Annotated in this window: 25 protein-coding genes and 1 tRNA gene; 12 read left to right on the top strand and 14 right to left on the bottom strand. The window is 37.0% G+C overall.

Annotated elements, in window-relative coordinates:
• A partial coding sequence (locus tag ACIFOT_RS30025) for a tyrosine-type recombinase/integrase (protein WP_430071971.1) occupies positions 1 to 296 on the top strand: 296 nt, incomplete at its 5' end.
• On the opposite strand, the gene ACIFOT_RS30020 is transcribed toward ACIFOT_RS30025, so the two are convergent.
• Positions 217 to 1020 carry a hypothetical protein gene (locus ACIFOT_RS30020; RefSeq protein WP_430071968.1) on the bottom strand — a complete coding sequence of 268 codons (804 nt, stop codon included), beginning with the start codon at positions 1018 to 1020 and terminating at the stop codon, positions 217 to 219. The two genes, ACIFOT_RS30025 and ACIFOT_RS30020, sit on opposite strands and share 80 nt — an antisense overlap.
• Positions 1021 to 1512: 492 nt before the next feature.
• Between ACIFOT_RS30020 and ACIFOT_RS30015 the strand changes: the two genes are divergently transcribed.
• From ACIFOT_RS30015 to ACIFOT_RS30005, 3 genes are all read left to right on the top strand, one after another.
• On the top strand, positions 1513 to 1686 hold the full coding sequence (locus ACIFOT_RS30015) for a hypothetical protein (RefSeq protein WP_430071965.1): 174 nt from the start codon (positions 1513 to 1515) through the stop codon (positions 1684 to 1686).
• Positions 1687 to 1821: 135 nt separating this feature from the next.
• Complete coding sequence (locus ACIFOT_RS30010; protein ID WP_430071962.1) at positions 1822 to 2121, top strand: hypothetical protein; 300 nt, start codon at positions 1822 to 1824, stop codon at positions 2119 to 2121.
• 20 nt (positions 2122 to 2141) lie between these two features.
• Positions 2142 to 2450: a hypothetical protein gene (locus tag ACIFOT_RS30005; RefSeq protein WP_430071959.1), complete on the top strand. Its 309-nt coding sequence runs from the start codon at positions 2142 to 2144 to the stop codon at positions 2448 to 2450.
• Between the two features lie 258 nt (positions 2451 to 2708).
• On the opposite strand, the gene ACIFOT_RS30000 is transcribed toward ACIFOT_RS30005, so the two are convergent.
• Positions 2709 to 2999 (bottom strand): hypothetical protein, encoded by a 291-nt coding sequence (locus tag ACIFOT_RS30000; protein WP_430071956.1) that lies wholly within the window; start codon positions 2997 to 2999, stop codon positions 2709 to 2711.
• A 399-nt stretch (positions 3000 to 3398) separates the two neighbouring features.
• Between ACIFOT_RS30000 and ACIFOT_RS29995 the strand changes: the two genes are divergently transcribed.
• Both ACIFOT_RS29995 and ACIFOT_RS29990 read left to right on the top strand, forming a co-directional pair.
• The gene (locus tag ACIFOT_RS29995; protein ID WP_430071952.1) at positions 3399 to 3878 is read left to right on the top strand and encodes a glutathione peroxidase; all 480 of its coding nucleotides are present in this window, start codon (positions 3399 to 3401) and stop codon (positions 3876 to 3878) included.
• A 44-nt stretch (positions 3879 to 3922) separates the two neighbouring features.
• On the top strand, positions 3923 to 4264 hold the full coding sequence (locus ACIFOT_RS29990; protein ID WP_430071949.1) for an alpha/beta fold hydrolase: 342 nt from the start codon (positions 3923 to 3925) through the stop codon (positions 4262 to 4264).
• A 135-nt stretch (positions 4265 to 4399) separates the two neighbouring features.
• Here ACIFOT_RS29990 and ACIFOT_RS29985 read toward each other — a convergent pair whose 3' ends face one another.
• Positions 4400 to 4837, bottom strand: coding sequence for a MarR family winged helix-turn-helix transcriptional regulator (locus ACIFOT_RS29985; protein WP_430071946.1), 438 nt, complete (start codon positions 4835 to 4837; stop codon positions 4400 to 4402).
• Between the two features lie 471 nt (positions 4838 to 5308).
• On the opposite strand from ACIFOT_RS29985, the gene ACIFOT_RS29980 reads away from it, so the two are divergent.
• On the top strand, positions 5309 to 5569 hold the full coding sequence (locus ACIFOT_RS29980; protein ID WP_430071943.1) for a hypothetical protein: 261 nt from the start codon (positions 5309 to 5311) through the stop codon (positions 5567 to 5569).
• 78 nt (positions 5570 to 5647) lie between these two features.
• On the opposite strand, the gene ACIFOT_RS29975 is transcribed toward ACIFOT_RS29980, so the two are convergent.
• Positions 5648 to 5815 (bottom strand): hypothetical protein, encoded by a 168-nt coding sequence (locus ACIFOT_RS29975; protein ID WP_430071941.1) that lies wholly within the window; start codon positions 5813 to 5815, stop codon positions 5648 to 5650.
• Positions 5816 to 5960: 145 nt separating this feature from the next.
• Positions 5961 to 6057: transfer RNA gene (locus ACIFOT_RS29970), tRNA-Sec, on the bottom strand.
• A 210-nt stretch (positions 6058 to 6267) separates the two neighbouring features.
• Here ACIFOT_RS29970 and ACIFOT_RS29965 point away from each other — a divergent pair.
• A complete protein-coding gene (locus ACIFOT_RS29965; protein ID WP_430071938.1) occupies positions 6268 to 6693 on the top strand; it encodes a DUF2621 domain-containing protein in 426 nt (141 codons plus the stop codon).
• A gap of 85 nt (positions 6694 to 6778) precedes the next feature.
• On the opposite strand, the gene ACIFOT_RS29960 is transcribed toward ACIFOT_RS29965, so the two are convergent.
• The 3 genes from ACIFOT_RS29960 to ACIFOT_RS29950 form a co-directional block, all read right to left on the bottom strand.
• On the bottom strand, positions 6779 to 8005 hold the full coding sequence (locus tag ACIFOT_RS29960; protein ID WP_430071935.1) for a L,D-transpeptidase: 1227 nt from the start codon (positions 8003 to 8005) through the stop codon (positions 6779 to 6781).
• Between the two features lie 187 nt (positions 8006 to 8192).
• Positions 8193 to 8660: a CcdC family protein gene (locus ACIFOT_RS29955; protein ID WP_430071933.1), complete on the bottom strand. Its 468-nt coding sequence runs from the start codon at positions 8658 to 8660 to the stop codon at positions 8193 to 8195.
• An 80-nt stretch (positions 8661 to 8740) separates the two neighbouring features.
• Positions 8741 to 9448: a cytochrome c biogenesis CcdA family protein gene (locus ACIFOT_RS29950; protein WP_430071930.1), complete on the bottom strand. Its 708-nt coding sequence runs from the start codon at positions 9446 to 9448 to the stop codon at positions 8741 to 8743.
• 278 nt (positions 9449 to 9726) lie between these two features.
• On the opposite strand from ACIFOT_RS29950, the gene ACIFOT_RS29945 reads away from it, so the two are divergent.
• Entirely contained in the window at positions 9727 to 9903 is a 177-nt protein-coding gene (locus tag ACIFOT_RS29945) for a Spo0E family sporulation regulatory protein-aspartic acid phosphatase (protein ID WP_430071927.1), read from the top strand.
• Between the two features lie 38 nt (positions 9904 to 9941).
• Here the strand turns inward: ACIFOT_RS29945 and ACIFOT_RS29940 are convergent, their stop codons facing one another.
• From ACIFOT_RS29940 to ACIFOT_RS29930, 3 genes are all read right to left on the bottom strand, one after another.
• Positions 9942 to 11738: an ABC transporter ATP-binding protein gene (locus ACIFOT_RS29940; RefSeq protein WP_430071925.1), complete on the bottom strand. Its 1797-nt coding sequence runs from the start codon at positions 11736 to 11738 to the stop codon at positions 9942 to 9944.
• A gap of 1 nt (position 11739) precedes the next feature.
• On the bottom strand, positions 11740 to 13491 hold the full coding sequence (locus tag ACIFOT_RS29935; protein ID WP_430071922.1) for an ABC transporter transmembrane domain-containing protein: 1752 nt from the start codon (positions 13489 to 13491) through the stop codon (positions 11740 to 11742).
• Between the two features lie 191 nt (positions 13492 to 13682).
• Positions 13683 to 14006: a hypothetical protein gene (locus tag ACIFOT_RS29930; protein WP_430071919.1), complete on the bottom strand. Its 324-nt coding sequence runs from the start codon at positions 14004 to 14006 to the stop codon at positions 13683 to 13685.
• 255 nt (positions 14007 to 14261) lie between these two features.
• Here ACIFOT_RS29930 and ACIFOT_RS29925 point away from each other — a divergent pair, with 255 nt between their 5' ends.
• The 3 genes from ACIFOT_RS29925 to ACIFOT_RS29915 all read left to right on the top strand — a co-directional run bounded on the left by ACIFOT_RS29925 (position 14262) and on the right by ACIFOT_RS29915 (position 15611).
• A complete protein-coding gene (locus ACIFOT_RS29925) occupies positions 14262 to 14600 on the top strand; it encodes an ArsR/SmtB family transcription factor (protein ID WP_430071916.1) in 339 nt (112 codons plus the stop codon).
• Between the two features lie 19 nt (positions 14601 to 14619).
• The gene (locus tag ACIFOT_RS29920) at positions 14620 to 15108 is read left to right on the top strand and encodes an SRPBCC domain-containing protein (protein ID WP_430071913.1); all 489 of its coding nucleotides are present in this window, start codon (positions 14620 to 14622) and stop codon (positions 15106 to 15108) included.
• 149 nt (positions 15109 to 15257) lie between these two features.
• Complete coding sequence (locus ACIFOT_RS29915; protein WP_430071910.1) at positions 15258 to 15611, top strand: DUF898 family protein; 354 nt, start codon at positions 15258 to 15260, stop codon at positions 15609 to 15611.
• 277 nt (positions 15612 to 15888) lie between these two features.
• Here ACIFOT_RS29915 and ACIFOT_RS29910 read toward each other — a convergent pair whose 3' ends face one another.
• The 3 genes from ACIFOT_RS29910 to tkt form a co-directional block, all read right to left on the bottom strand.
• Positions 15889 to 16104, bottom strand: coding sequence for a YneF family protein (locus ACIFOT_RS29910; RefSeq protein ID WP_430071907.1), 216 nt, complete (start codon positions 16102 to 16104; stop codon positions 15889 to 15891).
• A gap of 76 nt (positions 16105 to 16180) precedes the next feature.
• A complete protein-coding gene (gene sirA / locus ACIFOT_RS29905; RefSeq protein ID WP_430071904.1) occupies positions 16181 to 16621 on the bottom strand; it encodes a sporulation inhibitor of replication protein SirA in 441 nt (146 codons plus the stop codon).
• A gap of 321 nt (positions 16622 to 16942) precedes the next feature.
• On the bottom strand, positions 16943 to 18949 hold the full coding sequence (gene tkt / locus ACIFOT_RS29900; protein ID WP_430071902.1) for a transketolase: 2007 nt from the start codon (positions 18947 to 18949) through the stop codon (positions 16943 to 16945).
• Positions 18950 to 19087 lie beyond the last annotated feature (138 nt).

The following is a 19087-nucleotide window of genomic DNA, read 5'->3' as shown; positions in this document are numbered from 1 at the left end:
AAAAACTGGTTTTTCTGGGTTTGTTTTTTCATGCCCTTTTTCCGTTTTTATTTTCATGGGAGTGCAATAAGAAAAAAGGACTGCCAGATATCCGTTTTCATGATTTACGGCATTCGCATGCCACGATTTTATTAAAGGCAAATGTACATCCGAAAATCGTAAGTGCTCGTTTAGGCCATTCTAAAATTCAAGTGACCATGGATACCTATTCTCATCTTACCGATTCGATTGAAGCCATTGCTGTGGACCATTTGGATAAGTTGCTCTTGGCACAGGCAACTGCTTGTCCCTTGTAGCTTTCAAGGGCAGTTCGGCTTGTCCATTCTGGCATTCCCAATTGAATGATGAACTTAAAGCGTGGTTCAGGTATTCCTTGGTTACAATGAACCCCTTGTCATATCTCCCACCGTTAAAAACCACCGTCAAACCATTCATATGGACATATTGTCGAACCGCCTTTTTATCCTTGTTTACACGTTTCCATGCCTTTTTTCGTTGTGCAGCTATTCGTAGTCGAAGCACCTCTGAAACTATGAATCTATCTAGTAGCTTACTTTTACAGCGCAACCCAACCGTCAGTTTTAGATGGATCAATGTAAAAAATTTCATAAGCCAGTCCGTGATTGTTTGTCGTGAAGTGTTCAGCATATTTCCAATGGCAGTTAAAGTCATTCCTTGGTTAATCCATAACTCGTAAGCCAGTGCCATATTCTCGGTAACATCTTCATGGCAGCCATTTGAATTGCCACCACTTTTGAAAAAACACTTCACTTGTAAACGAATATGTTCAAAGACCATTTCCTTACTAGCTAGGCTACCTGTTGAACCTTGGGTATTGTTATTAAGAATCCAGTCCAGATCAACTTTTCCCGACCAAGTGCAAAGAGGTTTTTCTCGCTTGTGATTTGCAGTACGAAGTTTCCCAGCAATTTGCTCGGTTTGTTGTTCCAAAGCTTTGTCGATTCCGTATTTGATGGCTACTCCAGTTCCTTGGATTGTGTACAGATAATCATTTCTCACCTTTGTCACCTCCCCTCTCTTACGACATAAGGAATTTTCAGGTCGAATTTCACACCTTTTCACGAACGAATTTTTTGGGATGTGTGATTTTCAAGAAATGTTCCTTTCAAAATTGGTATCGTAATGAATAACTGAAATTCACAACGTAGATATAAGGAATTTTCAGGTAGAATTTCCACTTTTTAACGACGGGATTTTTCGGATGAGTGATTTCCAAGAAATAGTCCCTTCAATTGTGGTGTCGTAATGAGCAGTTTAAATTCACAAATTGTTTTAATGGGAATATTTTCAAGGGAAGTTACGCATTTGTTCATAAATCATCACTGGCTGCTTTTTCGTCAAAAAAATAACCCTTCCTTATATAAGGAGAGCTATTAAAGAAAAATTATTTAAGAAGTTATTCACAAATGGGGTTACTATTTTCATTTTTGTTGGGACATATATGATGGAACAAATAAATAGTTTAATAACTTTGGAGGAGGTGCAGATTAGATGGAAAAACACAAAGATGGTAAGTTGATAGAAATCCGCATACTTGAGGAAATCGAAGAAAATGTAAATGTCCAAGGGAATGTATTGAGGGAACGTGCAAAGGCTCGGGAACTTGAAAAGCGAATGAAAAGTGTTTCCTATTGGGAAAATTATCTCAAAGAAATAAAGAAATAAATCGAGCATCTTGTAAACCATCTTTTAAACATAAGACCTGTAAAAAGGCAACGGTGTAATAACCGAGGATGTTTTCCAAAGTTCTTGATATGAGCAAGTCAAAACAAAAAATTATTAATTAGGGGATTCTAAGAAATGAACATACTACATGTAGGATTTGAAAAAGAAAAAGCAACAAAACGTGAGAGGAACAACACCGCAGCAGTTATCAAGGAGCGATTATCACCAATCAAAGATAAGAAGGCTCAAAAGGTCATTGATAAACTTTTATCGCATCTTGACCGTAAAGAAAATATCTTGATAGACATCGAGGAAAAACAAGAGGAAATAAAAGAACTCCAAGAGCAATCGAGGGCATTGGAAAATCAATACCAAGAGGATTTTAATCGAGACACTATGAAAGCAAAAGTGGAAGTTGATAATGAAATCGCATAATTAAAAGCGAGGTTCAAGCCTTGGTAAGAAAACAAAGTCACGGTATGCACTCATGGAAAGTGGAACTTACCGCTCAAGAGGTTGAAGACCTTGTCAAAGGGTACGAACCGCACGGAGAAAAAAAACAAAAACTCTTTGCTGACCTTGTTAAAGCCAAAGAAACATTTGTGAAGTGCTATGCTGCATTCAATCAAGAGCGTGATAATAACATCGATCTGCATAATAACTTAATCTCATTATTAGAACAACAGGCCGGACAATTTGTTCAATTAAATCGAGTGAGTGACCATGAAGTGTCCGCCATACGTCAAGAGGTTTCAAATTTATGATAGAGGTCGGTTTTGGTACCATTGGATTAATCGCAATTTATGTATTTAAGAAAGTTATTGAGAGGTGATCCGACCTCTCTTTTTTTTGCACAAAGTCAGCGTTTGACAGTGTGGGTAAAGATGGGTGTTTCTCGGAACGATTGTAAGTAAATAAATTACGAACCAACTTATTTCCCCCATTTTGAGGAAAATAAAAGAGCCACCTGAAAAAGATGGCTTTAAAAAGCTTTGAATTATTTCTCCAAAATTATTCAAAAATCAGTCCTTGGAATAGGTTGTTTTGATTTCATAACCGTATAGTTGTGAATGTTCTTTCGGTTTCCATCCATTTCTCAGACCACATAATCCTTGATACAAAGACCCTCCGATAAGATTTTCAAGCCACTCAGCACATTTTTTTATTGAGGTAAAATCGTGTAAATGGATTCCGTTTTTATATAATGAATATATTTTCGTTTTCTCACCACATACGCATAATCCAATATCCCAACCACATCCCTCACACTCGATATAATCCAATTCTGGACCATACACATCCTCTTTGTTCAAGAGAACTCCCCCTAGCTTATTGATAGGTATATTATATCATTGTATATTGGATAATTAGAAAGATTGCGAAGATTTGTTATTAAACTAACGTAAGCAGATTAGTTAAATAAGAAATTACCAATTTACAGTAATTTATAACCCTTATTTCGCATTTAATATATCAATTAATAATTTAATTGAGGTGATTTAAATGAACTATCAACCACCTTTATTAAAGGATTTATACTTCGCTATTAAAGGACATCGAATACAATTACATAGGTTTTAGTCATTCAGCAATATATCACTCCCTAAAATTAACATTTTATATAGCGCGCTATTTAATTGACTACAAATTAAAAGTAGTTTAATCTATGTTTGTAGGAAAAAAACAATAAAAATCAAATTGGGGGAAATAAAATGCAATCAATTTATAATTTTAATGTTAAAACAAATAGAGGTATTGAGAAATCGATGGAAGAGTATAAAGGAAAAGTGATGTTAATCGTAAATACAGCGAGTAAATGTGTATTTACTGATCAATATAAAGAATTGCAAGAATTATATCTTGAATACAAAGACCAAGGATTAGAAATATTAGGGTTCCCATGTAATCAATTTGGAAGTGGAGAAAAGGGCTCAAATGATGAAATCGAAAACTTTTGCCAAATCAATTACGGAGTAACATTCCAACTTTTCGATAAGGTTGAAGTAAATGGACCAAATACAGCACCAATATATAGCTACTTAAAGAAAGAGGCAAAAGGATTACTTGGTTCTGAACAAATTAAATGGAATTTCACAAAATTCCTAGTTGATCGAAATGGAAATGTATTAAAACGGTTCGCACCTAAAGATAAAATTTCTACGATAAAAAAAGAACTTAGTGAGTTAATTTAATAGAGTGTAATAAATCACAGAGGAGAAAAGTAAATGAGTAATTGTTGGTAACGGATTTTTTATATCTATTTTTTGAACCAACAGAGACTAGTCAAGTAAGGGGAAAGGAATATCTTAAACGTCTACGTATTAGACAAAATGACCGTTCACCACTTGTCAAAGAAGAGTCATTTAAGGCACAGACTCAAGCATTATTAAAATTAGGTGGAGAAGATTCTTTATACGAAAGATTAGGTGAGATAAAACAACCGGTACTTGTTATGAATGGTGACAATGATATTATGGCGCCAACGGTGAATTCATTTATCATGTCTCAGCGAATTGAAAATGCTCAATTAATTCTCTACCCAGACTCGGGTCATGGATTTTTATTTCGATATCCATAAATGTTTGCTATACATGTAACAACATTTTTGGACAAGGATCTTGAGTAAAGTAACATGCAGTGATTAGGTAAATATAAGACAAAAAGCCTCGAGAAAATATTCGAGGCATTTGTTTTTTGTTACTAATTTAATTATTTATCTTGCTAATTTATTTGCTTTTTTTAAGATATCCTTTGAGAATTCCAATGCATTAACATATTCATCTTCAGAATGACAGATTTTTTCAAAAATAGATCTTGAGACATTATCTAATTCAGCTTGTAATAAAGCACCTTTACTTGTTAAAACAATTTCTACTTTTCGTTCATCTGCAGCTGAACGACTACGATAAACGAGCTCAGATGATTCAAGTCTTTTTAGTAAGGGAGTTAATGTAGCTGAATCGAGAAATAGTCTTTCTCCTAATTCAGTAACGGTACACACTTCTTTTTCCCATAATAAAATTAATACAAGATATTGTGGATACGTAATATTAAATTGATTTAAAATCGGTCTATATAAACGTGTAATTTCACGTGAAGCAGCGTAAATATTAAAACAAAGCATGTCCTCTAGTTTCATTTTAATTGCCATTAAAAAAAGCTCCTTTTATGTAAACAATTAATAAATATAGTATACAAGATTCTTTCAATAATACAAATACCTTGATTTTGACTCGTTAATCAATGAATTAGTTAAATTTTTTGAGGAATCTTATTGCATTAGAGTATATTTTCGCTGATTCGATTGTTCATTTCTAAAATTATCCATATAATAATCTCCTTGTTTTTTATTTTAATTTTATTGTAATAAGGAGACCAAAACTTTTCATTGACTTAAGTTAAGTCCTAGAGAAATAAAACAACGAGTAAGGTGAGTATTAAGTATTTGTGAATTAATACACTTAAACTAAAGGGTGCTTTTGTTGAATAATATCAAAATACTTCTATAAATTTTTTGGGAATGAGTGACTAAAATGTCATATTCTTTTTTCACAATAATGGCAATACAACATTTTCCAAATGAGTTATGATACGAGTGTAATTATTTTGGGAGGTGCTTTTATTGTACATATTGCAATTTTGTAATGCCTATACCCAAGAAGTTCTTAGAGAAGTGGAGTATAAAAGCATTGAAAAAGTTTATTCTATTTTAAATTGTTTTCAAGATGAACATAATCAATTTTGTTATCTCTTAGACAGTCGGCAAAGATTATTAAAGGCAAACTTTGTATCAAATATAGTTATTTATCAAGGAAAAGATACAGTATATCGAATTTTTTTCAAAGTTAAGCTGAACATAGAACAACCATTGGTTAAAAATTGATGAATCGAGTGGCTCAATTAGTCGCTCTTTTATAATTTCCTTTTTAAGTTAACATCACCAAGAAACTCTTTTAGATATTCAAAGTATATATAACTCTTGAATAGTTCTTGGTGCTAATGCTTCAGTTTTCTTAAATGTCATAAACTTATCAAACATTTCATCCAGTGTTAGAGCATCTAATATCTTTTTTGAATTTCTGCCAGTGCTGTCTCCACGCTTATACTTTCGAACTGTTTTCTTTTGCATAAAAATAGCCCCCTATGAACTTTTATAGGTGACTAAGAGTAATTCTCCTCCACAGTTTCACTTAACAGTCTGCAACAGTCTAGTCAAATTTCACGGTTTAGACTGTGGAGGGAAAATTTTATTAATAACGTTGAAATTGTTGTCATGGCGGGACTGCGTGGGAATCGAACCCACCAGACCTGGCACGCAGGTCTCAGGCAGTTTTGAAGACTGTGGAGGACACCAGTACCCCATTCAGCCCCATTTCTTAATCTATTATTCGTAATTATAATACATTGGTATATTGTATTTTACAATAGAATTGCCTTATTTGTCACTTTTTCGACACCCATTTAATCCTACACCTATCGCCAACCAATTTAAATACCACGTACTTAAAAGGAGTTAACTTGTCTTTATTGTTTAAAACATACTATAATAAATTGAAAAATAGTTTCTTGTAGGTGAATAAGATGCTTCATGGTTGGTTTTTATGGTTTATCCTTTTCTGGGTTGTTTTCCTGGTTGGCTCGTTTGCGATCGGCGGATATTTTATGTTTCGAAAGTTTTTGAAGAAGATGCCGAAGGAAGATGGCAAATCCGTCATGGATTGGGAAGAACATTATGTTAATGAAACACGTCATTTGTGGAGTGGCGAGGAGAAAGCCCTTCTCCAAGATTTGGTCAGTCCGGTTCCCGAACTTTTCCGCGATGTGGCGAGGCATAAAATTGCCGGTAAAATTGGTGAATTGGCTTTAAAAGAAAATGCTGCTAAAATTACGGAAGAACTGGTCATCAGAGGCTATATACTGGCAACACCCAAACGAGATCATAAATTTTTGCGTAAAAAACTGTTTGAAAATAGAATCGATGTTGCTCCCTATGACCACTTATTCTAAGCCGTTCCATTCGTGAACGGTTTTTGTTTTGACCACAAAAATTGCCCTGACAGCATAGCTGACAGGGCACAATTCATTCTGCATTTTATCGAATTCCAGCCATATCCGGACTAATATGGAGATAATACCTTGAACCTTCAAAGCTCAACCAGCTGGATACCAATCCATCATTATTACCAAGATAATATTTATTTCCTGAAAATGTTACCCAACCGTTCCTTAGTGCTTCCGTATTTTCATAGAATTTAAACTGGTTCATGACGGGTGTTGCTGCCGTATTCATTACACCATTGGTATCTTGATAATACCATTTGCCGTTAAAATTAAACCATCCTGTATCCATTGATCCTCTCTGATTGAGATAATACCACTTGCCTTCGACTTCCACCCAGCCCGTTTTCAAAATTCCGTCATGATCAAAATAATAGCTTTTTTCAGCTAACGACTGCCAGCCGTTTTTCATCTCTCCAGTTTTCGGATCAAGATAAAACCTCTTGCCATTCTCCTCAAACCACCCTGTTTTCATCACGCCTGTTTGATCAAAGTAATATCTTTTGCCGCTTTCTTCTACCCAGCCAGTTTGCCTAACCCCTTTTTCATCTAGATAGTATGTCTTGCCGCCAAGAGACAGCCAACCTGTCTTCATGACTCCCTTATCATCAAAAAAATACGATTTGCCATTAATGGACTGCCAGCCGATTTTTGCCGTCCCATTTGTATAATAATAGGTTTTACCGTTCGTCACTACCCAGCCATTAATCGGTGCAGGATTCTCATTTTCTATACCACCAGAAGCAGGAACGCTCACACCATATCCATTCGCTTGAGCAATCGAGTCGAAGCTGCTGTTCGAATAAGTAATGACCACGGTAGTAAACATTTGGACCTGGTCAAACAGCCAGCGCACTTCCTCATTATGCATTCGGACACAGCCGTGACTGACATATTTGCCAATTGAATTTTCATTATTATTGCCATGTATCCCGTAGGTTGTGCCATATGTACCTCTGGCTTCAAGCCCCATCCAACGATTTCCTAAAGGATTTCGGGGATCCCCTCCGGCTATATGTTCTTTATAGTAGGGCCGATTGATGATCTTGTTGACAATCCTAAATTTTCCTTCTGGCGTTAAATCTCTTGTTTTTCCCGTTGCCACTTTAAAGGTTTTAATCAAATGACCGCCATCATAAAAGGCAAGCGTATTCGTCCTTTTATTAATAATAATGAACTGGGAATTGCCGCCTGCTTCAATTGGGGTAGCGGGTAACACAAGGCCTAGTAACAGAACAAAAATAACCGATAATTTTCTCATTGGTATCTCCCCAATCACGTAGTCATCCTTAAAACAAATGAGATATCGGAGGATTCTGTTAAACCAACACGAGACAATAGCAAAAGCGGTATACAAAAAAATAAGCTTAATAATTTTTATTAAACGATTCGACTTTATATTCATTAGGAGGGCATTAAAAAAACACTGACTCAGGAAGAATCAGTGTTTATCCATGTAATTGCTTATGGAGTTTTTTAAAATCCCGATACATAGCCACACGCCATGGTACAATCATGCTGAATGCAAGCAGGAAGAACATGCCGCTAAGCTGGCCAATATCAATCGTACTGCTTAGAATGGTTTTTAAAACAACGCGGACCACTAATAATCCGACTAAAATAAATATAAACGCCTTTGATCTCTTTAAATAAATGTCATTGTCACGAATTTCAAATTGTGATGTTTTAATCAACAATATGGAAAAAAGAATTCCGACGATGACAGCTTCCAAAATTTCCATCGGTGTTAACCGAAATTGCGGAGACAGGTACATAAGTGCACCGCTAGACATGAAAAAAGGCGGCAGAATAATCTTTTTAAGATTTGTGGGTTTGTTTGCTGCCTTCATTCGTATGAATAAGACAAAAAAGCCCATAAAAACTGCTCCGATTGAAGAAACAACAACGTAGTTCATTGGATTCTCTTCCTTATCTAAGAATTTACTTACATATTATACATCAGAATATAAAAATTGAACAAAATTTAATGTAAATTTTAGAATCCAGTAAAGCCCCCAAATAGTCCGGAGAAGAGGGTAATGATTTTGGTCATCCAGTCAAAGAATAGGACGATCCCCATAACAATCATGATATAGCCGCCAATCTTCATAATCTTGCCGCTGTTCTTTTTAATCCATTTCATTCGTCCGACAAAGAATGATAGGATTAGAAACGGTATCGCGAAGCCCAGAGAATAGGCCAGCATATATAAAACTCCTGAACTAGGGTTTGTTGCAGCAAGGGAGATGACAATTGAAAGAATAGGACCCGTACAAGGTGTCCAGCCAGCTGCAAAGGCCATCCCGATTAAAGTGGAACCAAAGTAACCCGCAGGACGATTTTTAAACTCGAAACGGCGGTCCTTCATCATAAAATCCGGTTTAAATACTCCAACGATGATAAGTCCAAAGAATACAATAAAAATGCCGCCAAGCTGACGAATGAGATCTTTATACGATAAGAAGAAGCTGCCAAGGAAGGATGTTCCAAAGCCGATGGCAATAAAAATAATCGAAAATCCTAATAGGAAAAACAAGGTATGAAGCAGGCTTCGTTTTTGCAGTAAAGCATTTTCACTTTGTAATTCCCCTACCGACATTCCAGTGATGTACGATAAAAAGGCGGGATAAAGCGGCAGGCAGCATGGTGAAATAAAGCTCAAAAATCCCGCACCTAAAGCTAAAAATATATTTACGTCTGACATATTAACACTCCCACTATAGTCGATACCCTTTCATTCTAACAAAACTTTGACCTAAAAGATAATGATTATCATGAATATTTTGTGACTCTACTCATTCTAATTTCATTTAAGATACTCCCTTTTTTTTAAAGATATGTCTAAATTGAATGGATATTTTTTTACATATTCCTTTGAAATAATTTACATCATAGGTTATACTAGTAAAACAATGCCTTTTGGTAGTTTAGTATTATATTTCTACCAAAAAAATTGGAGATTATCCGGAAAGGAACTCGGCCGTGATCAAACAAGATTTAGTAGCCTTAATTGAAAAAAAGCGAGCTGAATTAATACAAGTCGCGATCACCAACGGCTTGACTTCCTCCGTTGCTATTCGCTACAGTCAAGAACTAGACAATCTATTAAATGAATATAATCGAATCTATATAAAGAAAGTATCACACTCTTCTTTTTAAATCATGCAAAAAGCCTGGCAGCACGCCAGGCTTTTTTTCTATAAATTCATTACATCCTCATATCTTTCCACTATCCCATTTTGCAGAAGGAACATTTTGTGATACAAACCGCCTAGAGCCAGCAGTTCTTGATGCGTGCCCCGCTCGACGATTTCTCCCTGATGCAGCACAAGAATGAGATTAGCATCCTGGATAGTAGATAAACGGTGGGCAATCGCAATGGTGGTTCTGCCCTTTCGCATTTTGGAAAGTGCCGTTTGAATCGCTTCTTCGGTTTCTGTATCAATATTGGCGGTTGCTTCATCCAATACCAAAATTTTCGGATTCGCGGCAATCGTCCTCGCAAAGGCGATTAGCTGTCGTTGACCGCTCGAGAAGGTTGCGCCCCTCTCTACAACCTTATGGTCAAATCCATCATCTAGTTTTTCAATGAAGGTATGGGCCTGGACAAACTTTGCCGCCTCCATTACCTGCTCATCGGTCATGTCTTGATTATGAAGGCGGATATTATCCTTGACTGTTCCATAAAACAAAAACGGATCCTGGAGGACAAGCCCCATTTTTTCACGCAGTTCCGGCTTTGTATATTGACGAATCGATTCACCATCAATCAAGATCTCACCCTGTTCATATTCATAGAAGCGCATCATTAAATTAATAATCGAACTTTTTCCACTTCCGGTATGACCAACGAGGGCGACTGTTTCGCCCGGATTGGCGGTAAAGGAAATGTTTTTTAACACATCCCGCTTACCGTCATAGGAAAAACTCAAATTTTTAAATTCAATTTTTCCCTTTTCGATGGTCATTTCTTTTTCTTCGTTCTGAGCGGGTGCCAGCTCCTGTTCATCAAGTAATTTAAATACACGAGAACCAGCTACAATCGCTTGCTGGTATAAGGAGAGCCTCATCATCATTTGATTAACTGGCTCAAAGAAACGGTCCAAATAATTGATAAAGGCATAGATGACACCAATTTCAATGCTGTGTTGGAAGGAAGTGATGCCGAAGTAGCTTAACACAATGATTAGGGCAAAAGTATAAATAAGGTCAATGGCCGGCCTTAACAGCAATCCGTCAATTTTTATATTTTTCATTCCGGCACTGTAGTGCTGATTGTTAATCTCACCGAACTCCTTACGCAGGCGTTTTTCCTGGCGAAACACTTGAATGATCGACATTCCCTGAAGTGACTCTGCCAGCTTTGCGTTTAATTGGCTTAGTCTCTCCCGCATGGCGAGGTAATAGCGTGCACTTAATTTTCGGTACAAGGCCATTACATAGATTAGGATGGGAATGATGATGACGCAAAACAAAGCTAGTTTTACATTCAAAATGAACATCGCAATGAATATTCCTGACAGCAGGAATCCGCTTTGAATAAACGTAGAAAGGACCGTTACAAACATCTCTTTTATGGCTTCCGTATCATTCGTTACCCGTGAAACAATACTTCCAGCAGGTGTTTTATCGAAATACTTTAAACCAAGTGCCTGCACCTTTGAAAATACATCGATTCGAAGCTGCTGAATTATATAAAGGGCAATCTCTTGAAACTTCACTAATTGAAAAAATAGCAGAATCGATTTTACTATTTGGATTCCCATGTAGATGGACCCCAGAATGAATAAAGGCTTAAATGCTAGTTTCCCTGGCGTCAAATAATCATCGATAAAAATTTTAACCAGGATTGGGAGAACAATATCTCCTATTGTTGTTAACAGTAGTAGGATAAAGGCAACCCCGATGATTTGTTTATGCGGCTTTGTATAGGAAAGAAGACGGAATAAGATTTTTCTTTGTTCCCGTTCCGAAAGTTGTACTTTCTCTTCCACATTAATGCCCCCCATGCTCAACCAACTCTTCTAGCTGCTGGTGTAAATACATTTCTTTGTACCATCCGTCTAATTCCATGAGCTCTTCATGCGTACCTCTCTCGATATTCCTGCCATCCTCAAGAACTAGAATCAGATTTGCGTGTTGGATGGCACTCAACCGGTGCGAAGTAATGATGGTTGTTTTCCCTTCTCTGTTTTGCTTTAGTGACGAAAGGATCGCTTCCTCCGTTTTGGCATCTACCGCTGATAAAGAATCATCAAGGACCAAAACTTCTGGATTCATCATAAGTGCTCTGGCAATCGAAATTCGTTGTTTTTGTCCACCGGATAACGACACTCCTCGTTCTCCGACGATCGTTTGATAACCATCTGTAAATTGAAGGATATCTTCATGGATATTGGCTAAGGCTGCGGCCTTTTCAATTTCCTCTTTTGCCGCTGATGGATTGGTAAAGGCAATATTTTCTGCCACAGTGGCTGAAAATAAGAAATGATCCTGTGGAACATAGCCAATCGCTTTGCGTAATTTCGCAAGTTTATAGTCTTGCAGTGCTTTTTCTCCAAAAAGAATTTCCCCATGATACCCTTCAAACTCGCGAATCAGCAGCTTTAACAGGGTCGTTTTTCCTGCTCCCGTTTTTCCGACAATTCCTAGAGTTTCACCTTTATTTAAAGAAAAAGTGATATCTTTTAGGATTGGGCGAGATTCCCCCGGGTAAGTAAATTCAGCAAGTTTGTATTGAATATCACCGCACGGAATCATGTCCAAGGCTTCCTCTTTATCGGTGATTTCTACCTTTTCTCGAAGGAGAGTCGCTACCCTGTCATAGGAAGCACGGCCGCGTTCTACGATGTTAAATAACCAGCCGAACGCCAGCATCGGCCAAATTAATAAGCCTAAATAGGTCGTAAACGAAATTAATTCCCCTATCGTTAGCTCGTGATTGAGAACATATTTTGCGCCAAACACGATGGATAGGAAGAAGGAAATACCGACAATTATCGAAATGGTAGGATCGTAGAGGGAATCAATTTTTGCCACAACGATGTTTTTTTGTACAACATCTTCTGATTGTTTGCGGAAATCCTCTATATCTTCTTGTTCCTGACCAAATGTTTTAATGACTTTGATTCCTGTAATACTTTCCTGGGTTTTATCGTTTAGAGAGGAAAAGGCTTCCTGAGCCTTATGAAAGCTTTTATGTAACATTGTTCCAAACCAATTTGTCAAGATCGCCATGATTGGCATGGGAATCAAGCAAATCAGCGTTAATTTCCAGCTGATCGTAAACGCCATTGCGATGATGACAAATCCACCAGTTGAAAGCGAGTCAACCAGCGTTAAAACACCGGCACCGGCTGTTTGTTGAATCGCTTGGAGGTCATTTGTCGCATGTGCCATTAAATCCCCAATCCGGCTTTTTTGATAAAAGGCTGGCGACATTTTCGTAAAATGCTGAAACAAACGATCCCGTAGGATCTTGCTTAGTTTGACAGACGAACCAAAAATCATAATTCTCCAAAAATATCGTAGAACATACATCGACAGACCTGTGGCTACAAGGACCAGCATCCACTGTAGCAGTAGGGCCTTTGTCATCGTTCCATCGTGAATATGGTCAGCAATAATGCCGATTACCTTGGGTGGGACCAATGTTAACAGCGCTACCAACATTAAGAGAAATATTCCGGATATGTATGCTTTTTTCTCCTGCTTAAAAAACCATCCTAATTCTAAAAATACCTTCATTAAAACGCCCCCAAAGGATGTAGATAAAAATGACCATCCGACATGCTGAAGTTATATTTTATCAAATATTTGTAAAATAATAAAGATTCTTATTTTTTAATAAAAAAAGAGAGGTATCCCTCTCTTCATAGTCATATTACCGATCAAAATAAAAAACACTTACTATTTGTGTGCTAAGTGTTCTTGATTCATTATTTAAATTTAGTCCAATCATACATTGTTTGCCTTTGTTTTCTAATTCTTTCAAGTTTCTTGCTTTCCACTTGTTTTTCTTTGGTAAAGTTCATGATATAACCACATTCTTCACAAATATAAGAAAATAAGTTTACTTTCTCGGGAATTCTGTTTAATGGATTGTCCTCTTCAGATTCCAAATAAATCAACACCCCTGCGTCAGTCTTAACATTCCACTTAATTTTCTCATCAAATTTTTCGTAATTGGCAACAAAATAACCTTTTCGAAAATGTGTTCCATTACAGACAAGACATTCAATTTCACTTACATGCTTTTTCACTTCCAGCACCTCCAATAAATTTTATGAAGGTTCACGACTTCTAATAACATATAAGCAGAAAAAGGTGAAATAGGTTTAATTAATAAGACTAGTATATTATGTGTGTGCTTATCATATTGCACAAAAGTTCGTTAGCCAAAGTTAAGTCTGTAATGTTTGTGATGTAGACTTGTCTCGAGTATTCCTTGACAGGAATATTCCTATTTGGGTATATTAAGAAAAAATATTATTTTAAAGGAGTAGGTAAAATAAGGGATGGATTATACGACAATCTTAAGCGCTCTTGCCGAGCCTAATAGGTTACAGATTGTTGAATTACTTCGTATGGGCCCATTAACAGTGGGTGAAATAGCAGACCATCTTCATATTCGCCAGCCTCAAGCATCTAAACATCTCCGTGTATTGTATAAAGCAGGAATGGTGGAGTTTTCCGTAGAAGCGAATCGTCGAATCTACAATCTGAGATCAGAGCCCTTTAAAGCCTTAGATTTATGGCTAAAAAAATACCGCGACATTTGGGAAGAAAAATTCGACAACTTGGATCGTTATTTGCAAGATCTACAAAAGAGAGAAAATAAAGAGAATGAAAACTAAAATTATTGGAGGAATCACCATGTCAACTCAAATCGAAATCACACATACTTTCAATGCTCCACGGGAACTTGTGTTTAAGGCATTAACTGAATCAGAACACCTAAAGAACTGGTGGGGGCCAAAAGGATGGACATTCGAGGTTTCTAAATCAGATTTCCGTCCGGGCGGTGTCTTTCACTACAGCCAGAAACCTGCTGATGGCAACGTAATGTGGGTAAAATTTGTATACAGTGAAATTATTGCACCAGAGAAAATTGTTTACACTAGTTTCTTTTCTGATGAAGAAGGTAACACTGTACGTGCACCTTTTGACGCAAATTGGCCTATTGAAATCCTAAATACCATTACGCTCACCGAGAATGAAGGAAAAACAACCCTAACAATGACTGTGGTTCCCGTTTCCCCGACAGCGGATGAGATTAAAACCTTTGAGGATTCAAAAGAGATGGCTCAGGAAGGATATACCGGAACCTTTTATCAATTAGACGAATACCTACCAAAGATATAAACCGTTAAAATAGCCACAGCAAAAACACCGACCACCGGTGTTTTTTGTTATTAATAACTATGCCTTCTATCTATTTATCAAACTTTTTAAATATCAAAACGCAAAAATGGTATAATTGTCCTAGACTAAAAAAATAAGAGGAAAAATACATGAGTGAAATAACGGTAAATGCAAATCAAAACTATGATGCACAAACGGAAGGAATGTCTTATTTCGATGGGGGATTACTACAATACATAGGATGGTCAATTTGTGGTTGGCTTGTAACTGTCTGTACTCTGGGAATCTGCTATCCTTGGGCAATTACTATGATTTTAGGATGGAAAACTAGGCATACTGTGATTAATGGGAGAAGATTACAATTTACTGGATCAGCAATAGGGTTATTCGGTAATTGGATTAAATGGTGGTTTTTGTGTGTAATTACTTTGGGGATTTATAGTTTCTGGTTATTTATTGCAATGGAGAAATGGAAAACAAAACATACTTCTTTTGCTAACTAATTAATTATTTAATAGCCCTTCAGTAATGGAGGGCTTTTATTATCATCTTCGGGGCATGGTACATATATTCTTTGAAAACATCAACTAATAACACAAAAAACCACCCTCCATTGGTTAAGTTTCCAATAAAAAAGTGGTTTCGGATTAGTTTGATGAAAGATTAAGCAAAAATAATACAAATTTATAATGAAAGATTCACTCAACAACAAAATGTTGTACGAAAACTTGTCCTATATTTGCTTATAAATTATGTTCAAACCGTTGATACGAATGGGTTTTATTTAGATTGCTGCTTGTTCATTGCAGCCATCATTTGGTTGATCTTCTTCTGAGAAGGCTTCATACCCATTTGCATCATCATCATTTTAAGCATTTGCTCATTAATTGGTGGATTTTTCTTTAAATAGCTCATCATATATCTGCGAGCAATGAAAAATCCTAGTGCTACACCAGCGACTAATGCTAGTATACCAACTAGAATGTACATACCCATTAAACTTCCTCCTTCATGTTGTCTACCATACTACAGTGTACTAAATAAAACGGCATAAAACAATATCCTCTTGCAATTAGATTAATTTTCTTTCCTTAATCGGCTTTAGCCAGCCGAAGCGCTGATGCTCAAGATCAATCGCCAAAAAGGAAGCTTCACATTTTCGAAGCACTTCGAAATAAGCTGTCTCTGCCTCATAGCTTCCTTGCGCCTCAACTGTTATTAAATCTTGAAAAACTTCTAATTTTGCCGTACTTAGTTTTCCACTTAATTCAATATAGTATGCACCATGATCGGCTTTAAATCCTTTAATTCTCCCCAGCTGTTTTTGAATCAGATTGTGGATTTTTAATACCTCCACTTTTTTGGTTATATAGTCAATTTGTTTTTTTGTTATAAATTCAAGCTCACCGTTAGCATTTTGATGTTCCTGAAAAAGCTGATAAAACAGCCTCTCTCTTCCGAAGTAATGGGCGGCAAATTCATCTTCTATTAAATATAGTTGATATTTTCTCACACAAACCTCTCCTTCGCTGTCAACCCTTTTATCTATTATAAAAAAACAGAAACGAAACATTTGTCTTACGGCGGCAAAAACTTTCACTATTTTTGTCGATTGTTACTAAATTTATGAATTCGGTAATATTTTTGAAATTTCCTTTTTTATTTTAAAATGTTCAAGTTTTTGTAAAAATTATACTACTCATACAAATGGCGCAACTAAAATAGGTTCACATTTACCGCTGCGATTACTTTTCACCTTCAACGTGCCTTGTTAATTCTTCACAATACAAAAAAAGAGAACGGAAATAATCCGTCCTCCTCTAAAAAAACTATTTTATTTATTCAAAAGTGCTTTCACGCGGGCAACTACATTGCTTACTGTGAAGCCGTATTCTTCCATAATCTTTTCACCTGGTGCGGATGCTCCGAACTTGTCGATAGCTAATACATCGCCTTCATCACCAGTGTATTTGTGCCAGCCGAAGGAAGCACCTACTTCAATTCCAAGACGTTTCTTGACATTCTTAGGAAGTACAGAGTTCTTATATTCTTGGGATTGCTTTTCAAAACGATCCCATGATGGCATGCTTACTACAGAAACGTGAACACCTTCGCCTGCTAAAGTTTTTTGCGCTTCAACCGCAAGGCTTACTTCAGATCCAGTAGCAAGTAATAATGCTTCTGGAGTTTCTCTTTCTGAAGGAGAAACTACATAAGCACCTTTTGACACGCCCTCGTATGCGTTAGTGTCTGTACCCTTTAATGTCGGTAGATCTTGACGTGTTAAAACAAGTGCTGTTGGAGTGTTTTTAGATTCAACAGCCAACTTCCAAGCTGCAGCAGTTTCATTTCCATCTGCAGGACGAATGATTGACAAGCCTGGCATAGCACGAAGAGCAGCAAGTTGTTCGATTGGCTCGTGTGTTGGTCCATCTTCCCCAACCGCAATACTGTCATGAGTAAATACATATGTGACAGGCAAGCCCATTAATGACGCAAGACGAATGGCAGGACGAAGGTAATCAGAGAATACAAAGAATGTTCCACCAAATACTTGAACTCCGCCATGAAGAGCAATACCATTCATAGCAGCACCCATGGCAAATTCACGAACGCCAAACCAGAAATTACGGCCTTCATATGAACCTGGCATATAATCTTTTGTTCCCTTGATCATTGTTTTATTGGAACCCGCAAGGTCAGCAGAACCACCAATAAAAGTAGGCAGGTTTTTGGCAATTGCATTTAAAACTTCACCAGAGGAAGCTCGGCTTGCAAGGGATTTGCCTTCACTGTATACTGGAATGTCCTTGTCCCAGCCTTCAGGAAGTTCTTGATTTAATGCTTGCTCAAGTTGATTAGCCAATTCTGGATATTCATTCTTATATTGTGCGAAAAGGTCATTCCATTCTTTTTCCTTTTTCTCACCTGTTTCCACAATTAGCTTTTGGAAGTTATCGTATACTTCCTGTGGCACATGGAAATCTTCTTCGAATGTCCACTTGTATGCTTCCTTAGTTAATTTTAACTCGTCAGCACCTAGTGGTGATCCATGAACGCCAGATGTTCCGGCACGGTTTGGAGAACCATAACCGATAACAGTTCTAACTTCAATCATAGTTGGACGGTCAAGGTCACTTCTAGCTTCTTCTAGCGCATTTGCAATTTCTTCAAGATTGTTGCCATCTTCTACACGGACATACTGCCAGCCATATGATAAGAAACGCTCTTTTACGCTTTCTGAGAAGGACTTATCTAAGTCTCCATCAAGTGAAATATCATTTGAATCATAAAGTACAACTAAGCGTCCTAATTTCAAGTGACCTGCAAGGGAAGCAGCTTCAGCAGAAACACCTTCCATTAAATCTCCGTCACCACAGATGCTGTATGTAAAATGGTTCACAAGTTCAAAATTATCTTTATTATAAACGCTTGCTACGTGACGTTCTGCCATTGCCATTCCGACTGCCATTGCAATACCTTGACCAAGCGGTCCAGTGGTTGCTTCAACACCTTCAGTGTGGCCGTATTCTGGGTGTCCAGGAGTTTTACTTCCCCATTGACGGAATTGCTTTAAATCTTCCATAGATAAGTTGTAACCAGATAAATGAAGCATGCTGTATAACAACGCAGAACCGTGGCCTGCAGATAATACAAAACGATCGCGGTTAAACCAATGTGGATTCTTCGGATTATGGTTCATGAAGCGAGTCCACAATGTATAGGTCATAGGTGCAGCACCCATCGGCATTCCCGGATGACCTGAATTTGCTTTCTCAATCGCATCTATGGAAAGAGTACGAATGGAAGTAACGGATAAATCATCAATAGTATTAAACATGAATTACATCCTTTCTTCATCACTTGAATACTAGATACATTCTTAATATTATATTGCTACCGAAATTAATTCAACCAATAAACTTAATAATTGAAATTAATTTTCGTTTCGTTTCTCATTTTGACACAACGATGGTTT

This window comes from Neobacillus sp. NRS-1170 (assembly GCF_050468025.1).
Note: the sequence above shows the minus strand (reverse complement) of the source record. Positions and strands in the feature narration are given on the sequence as shown.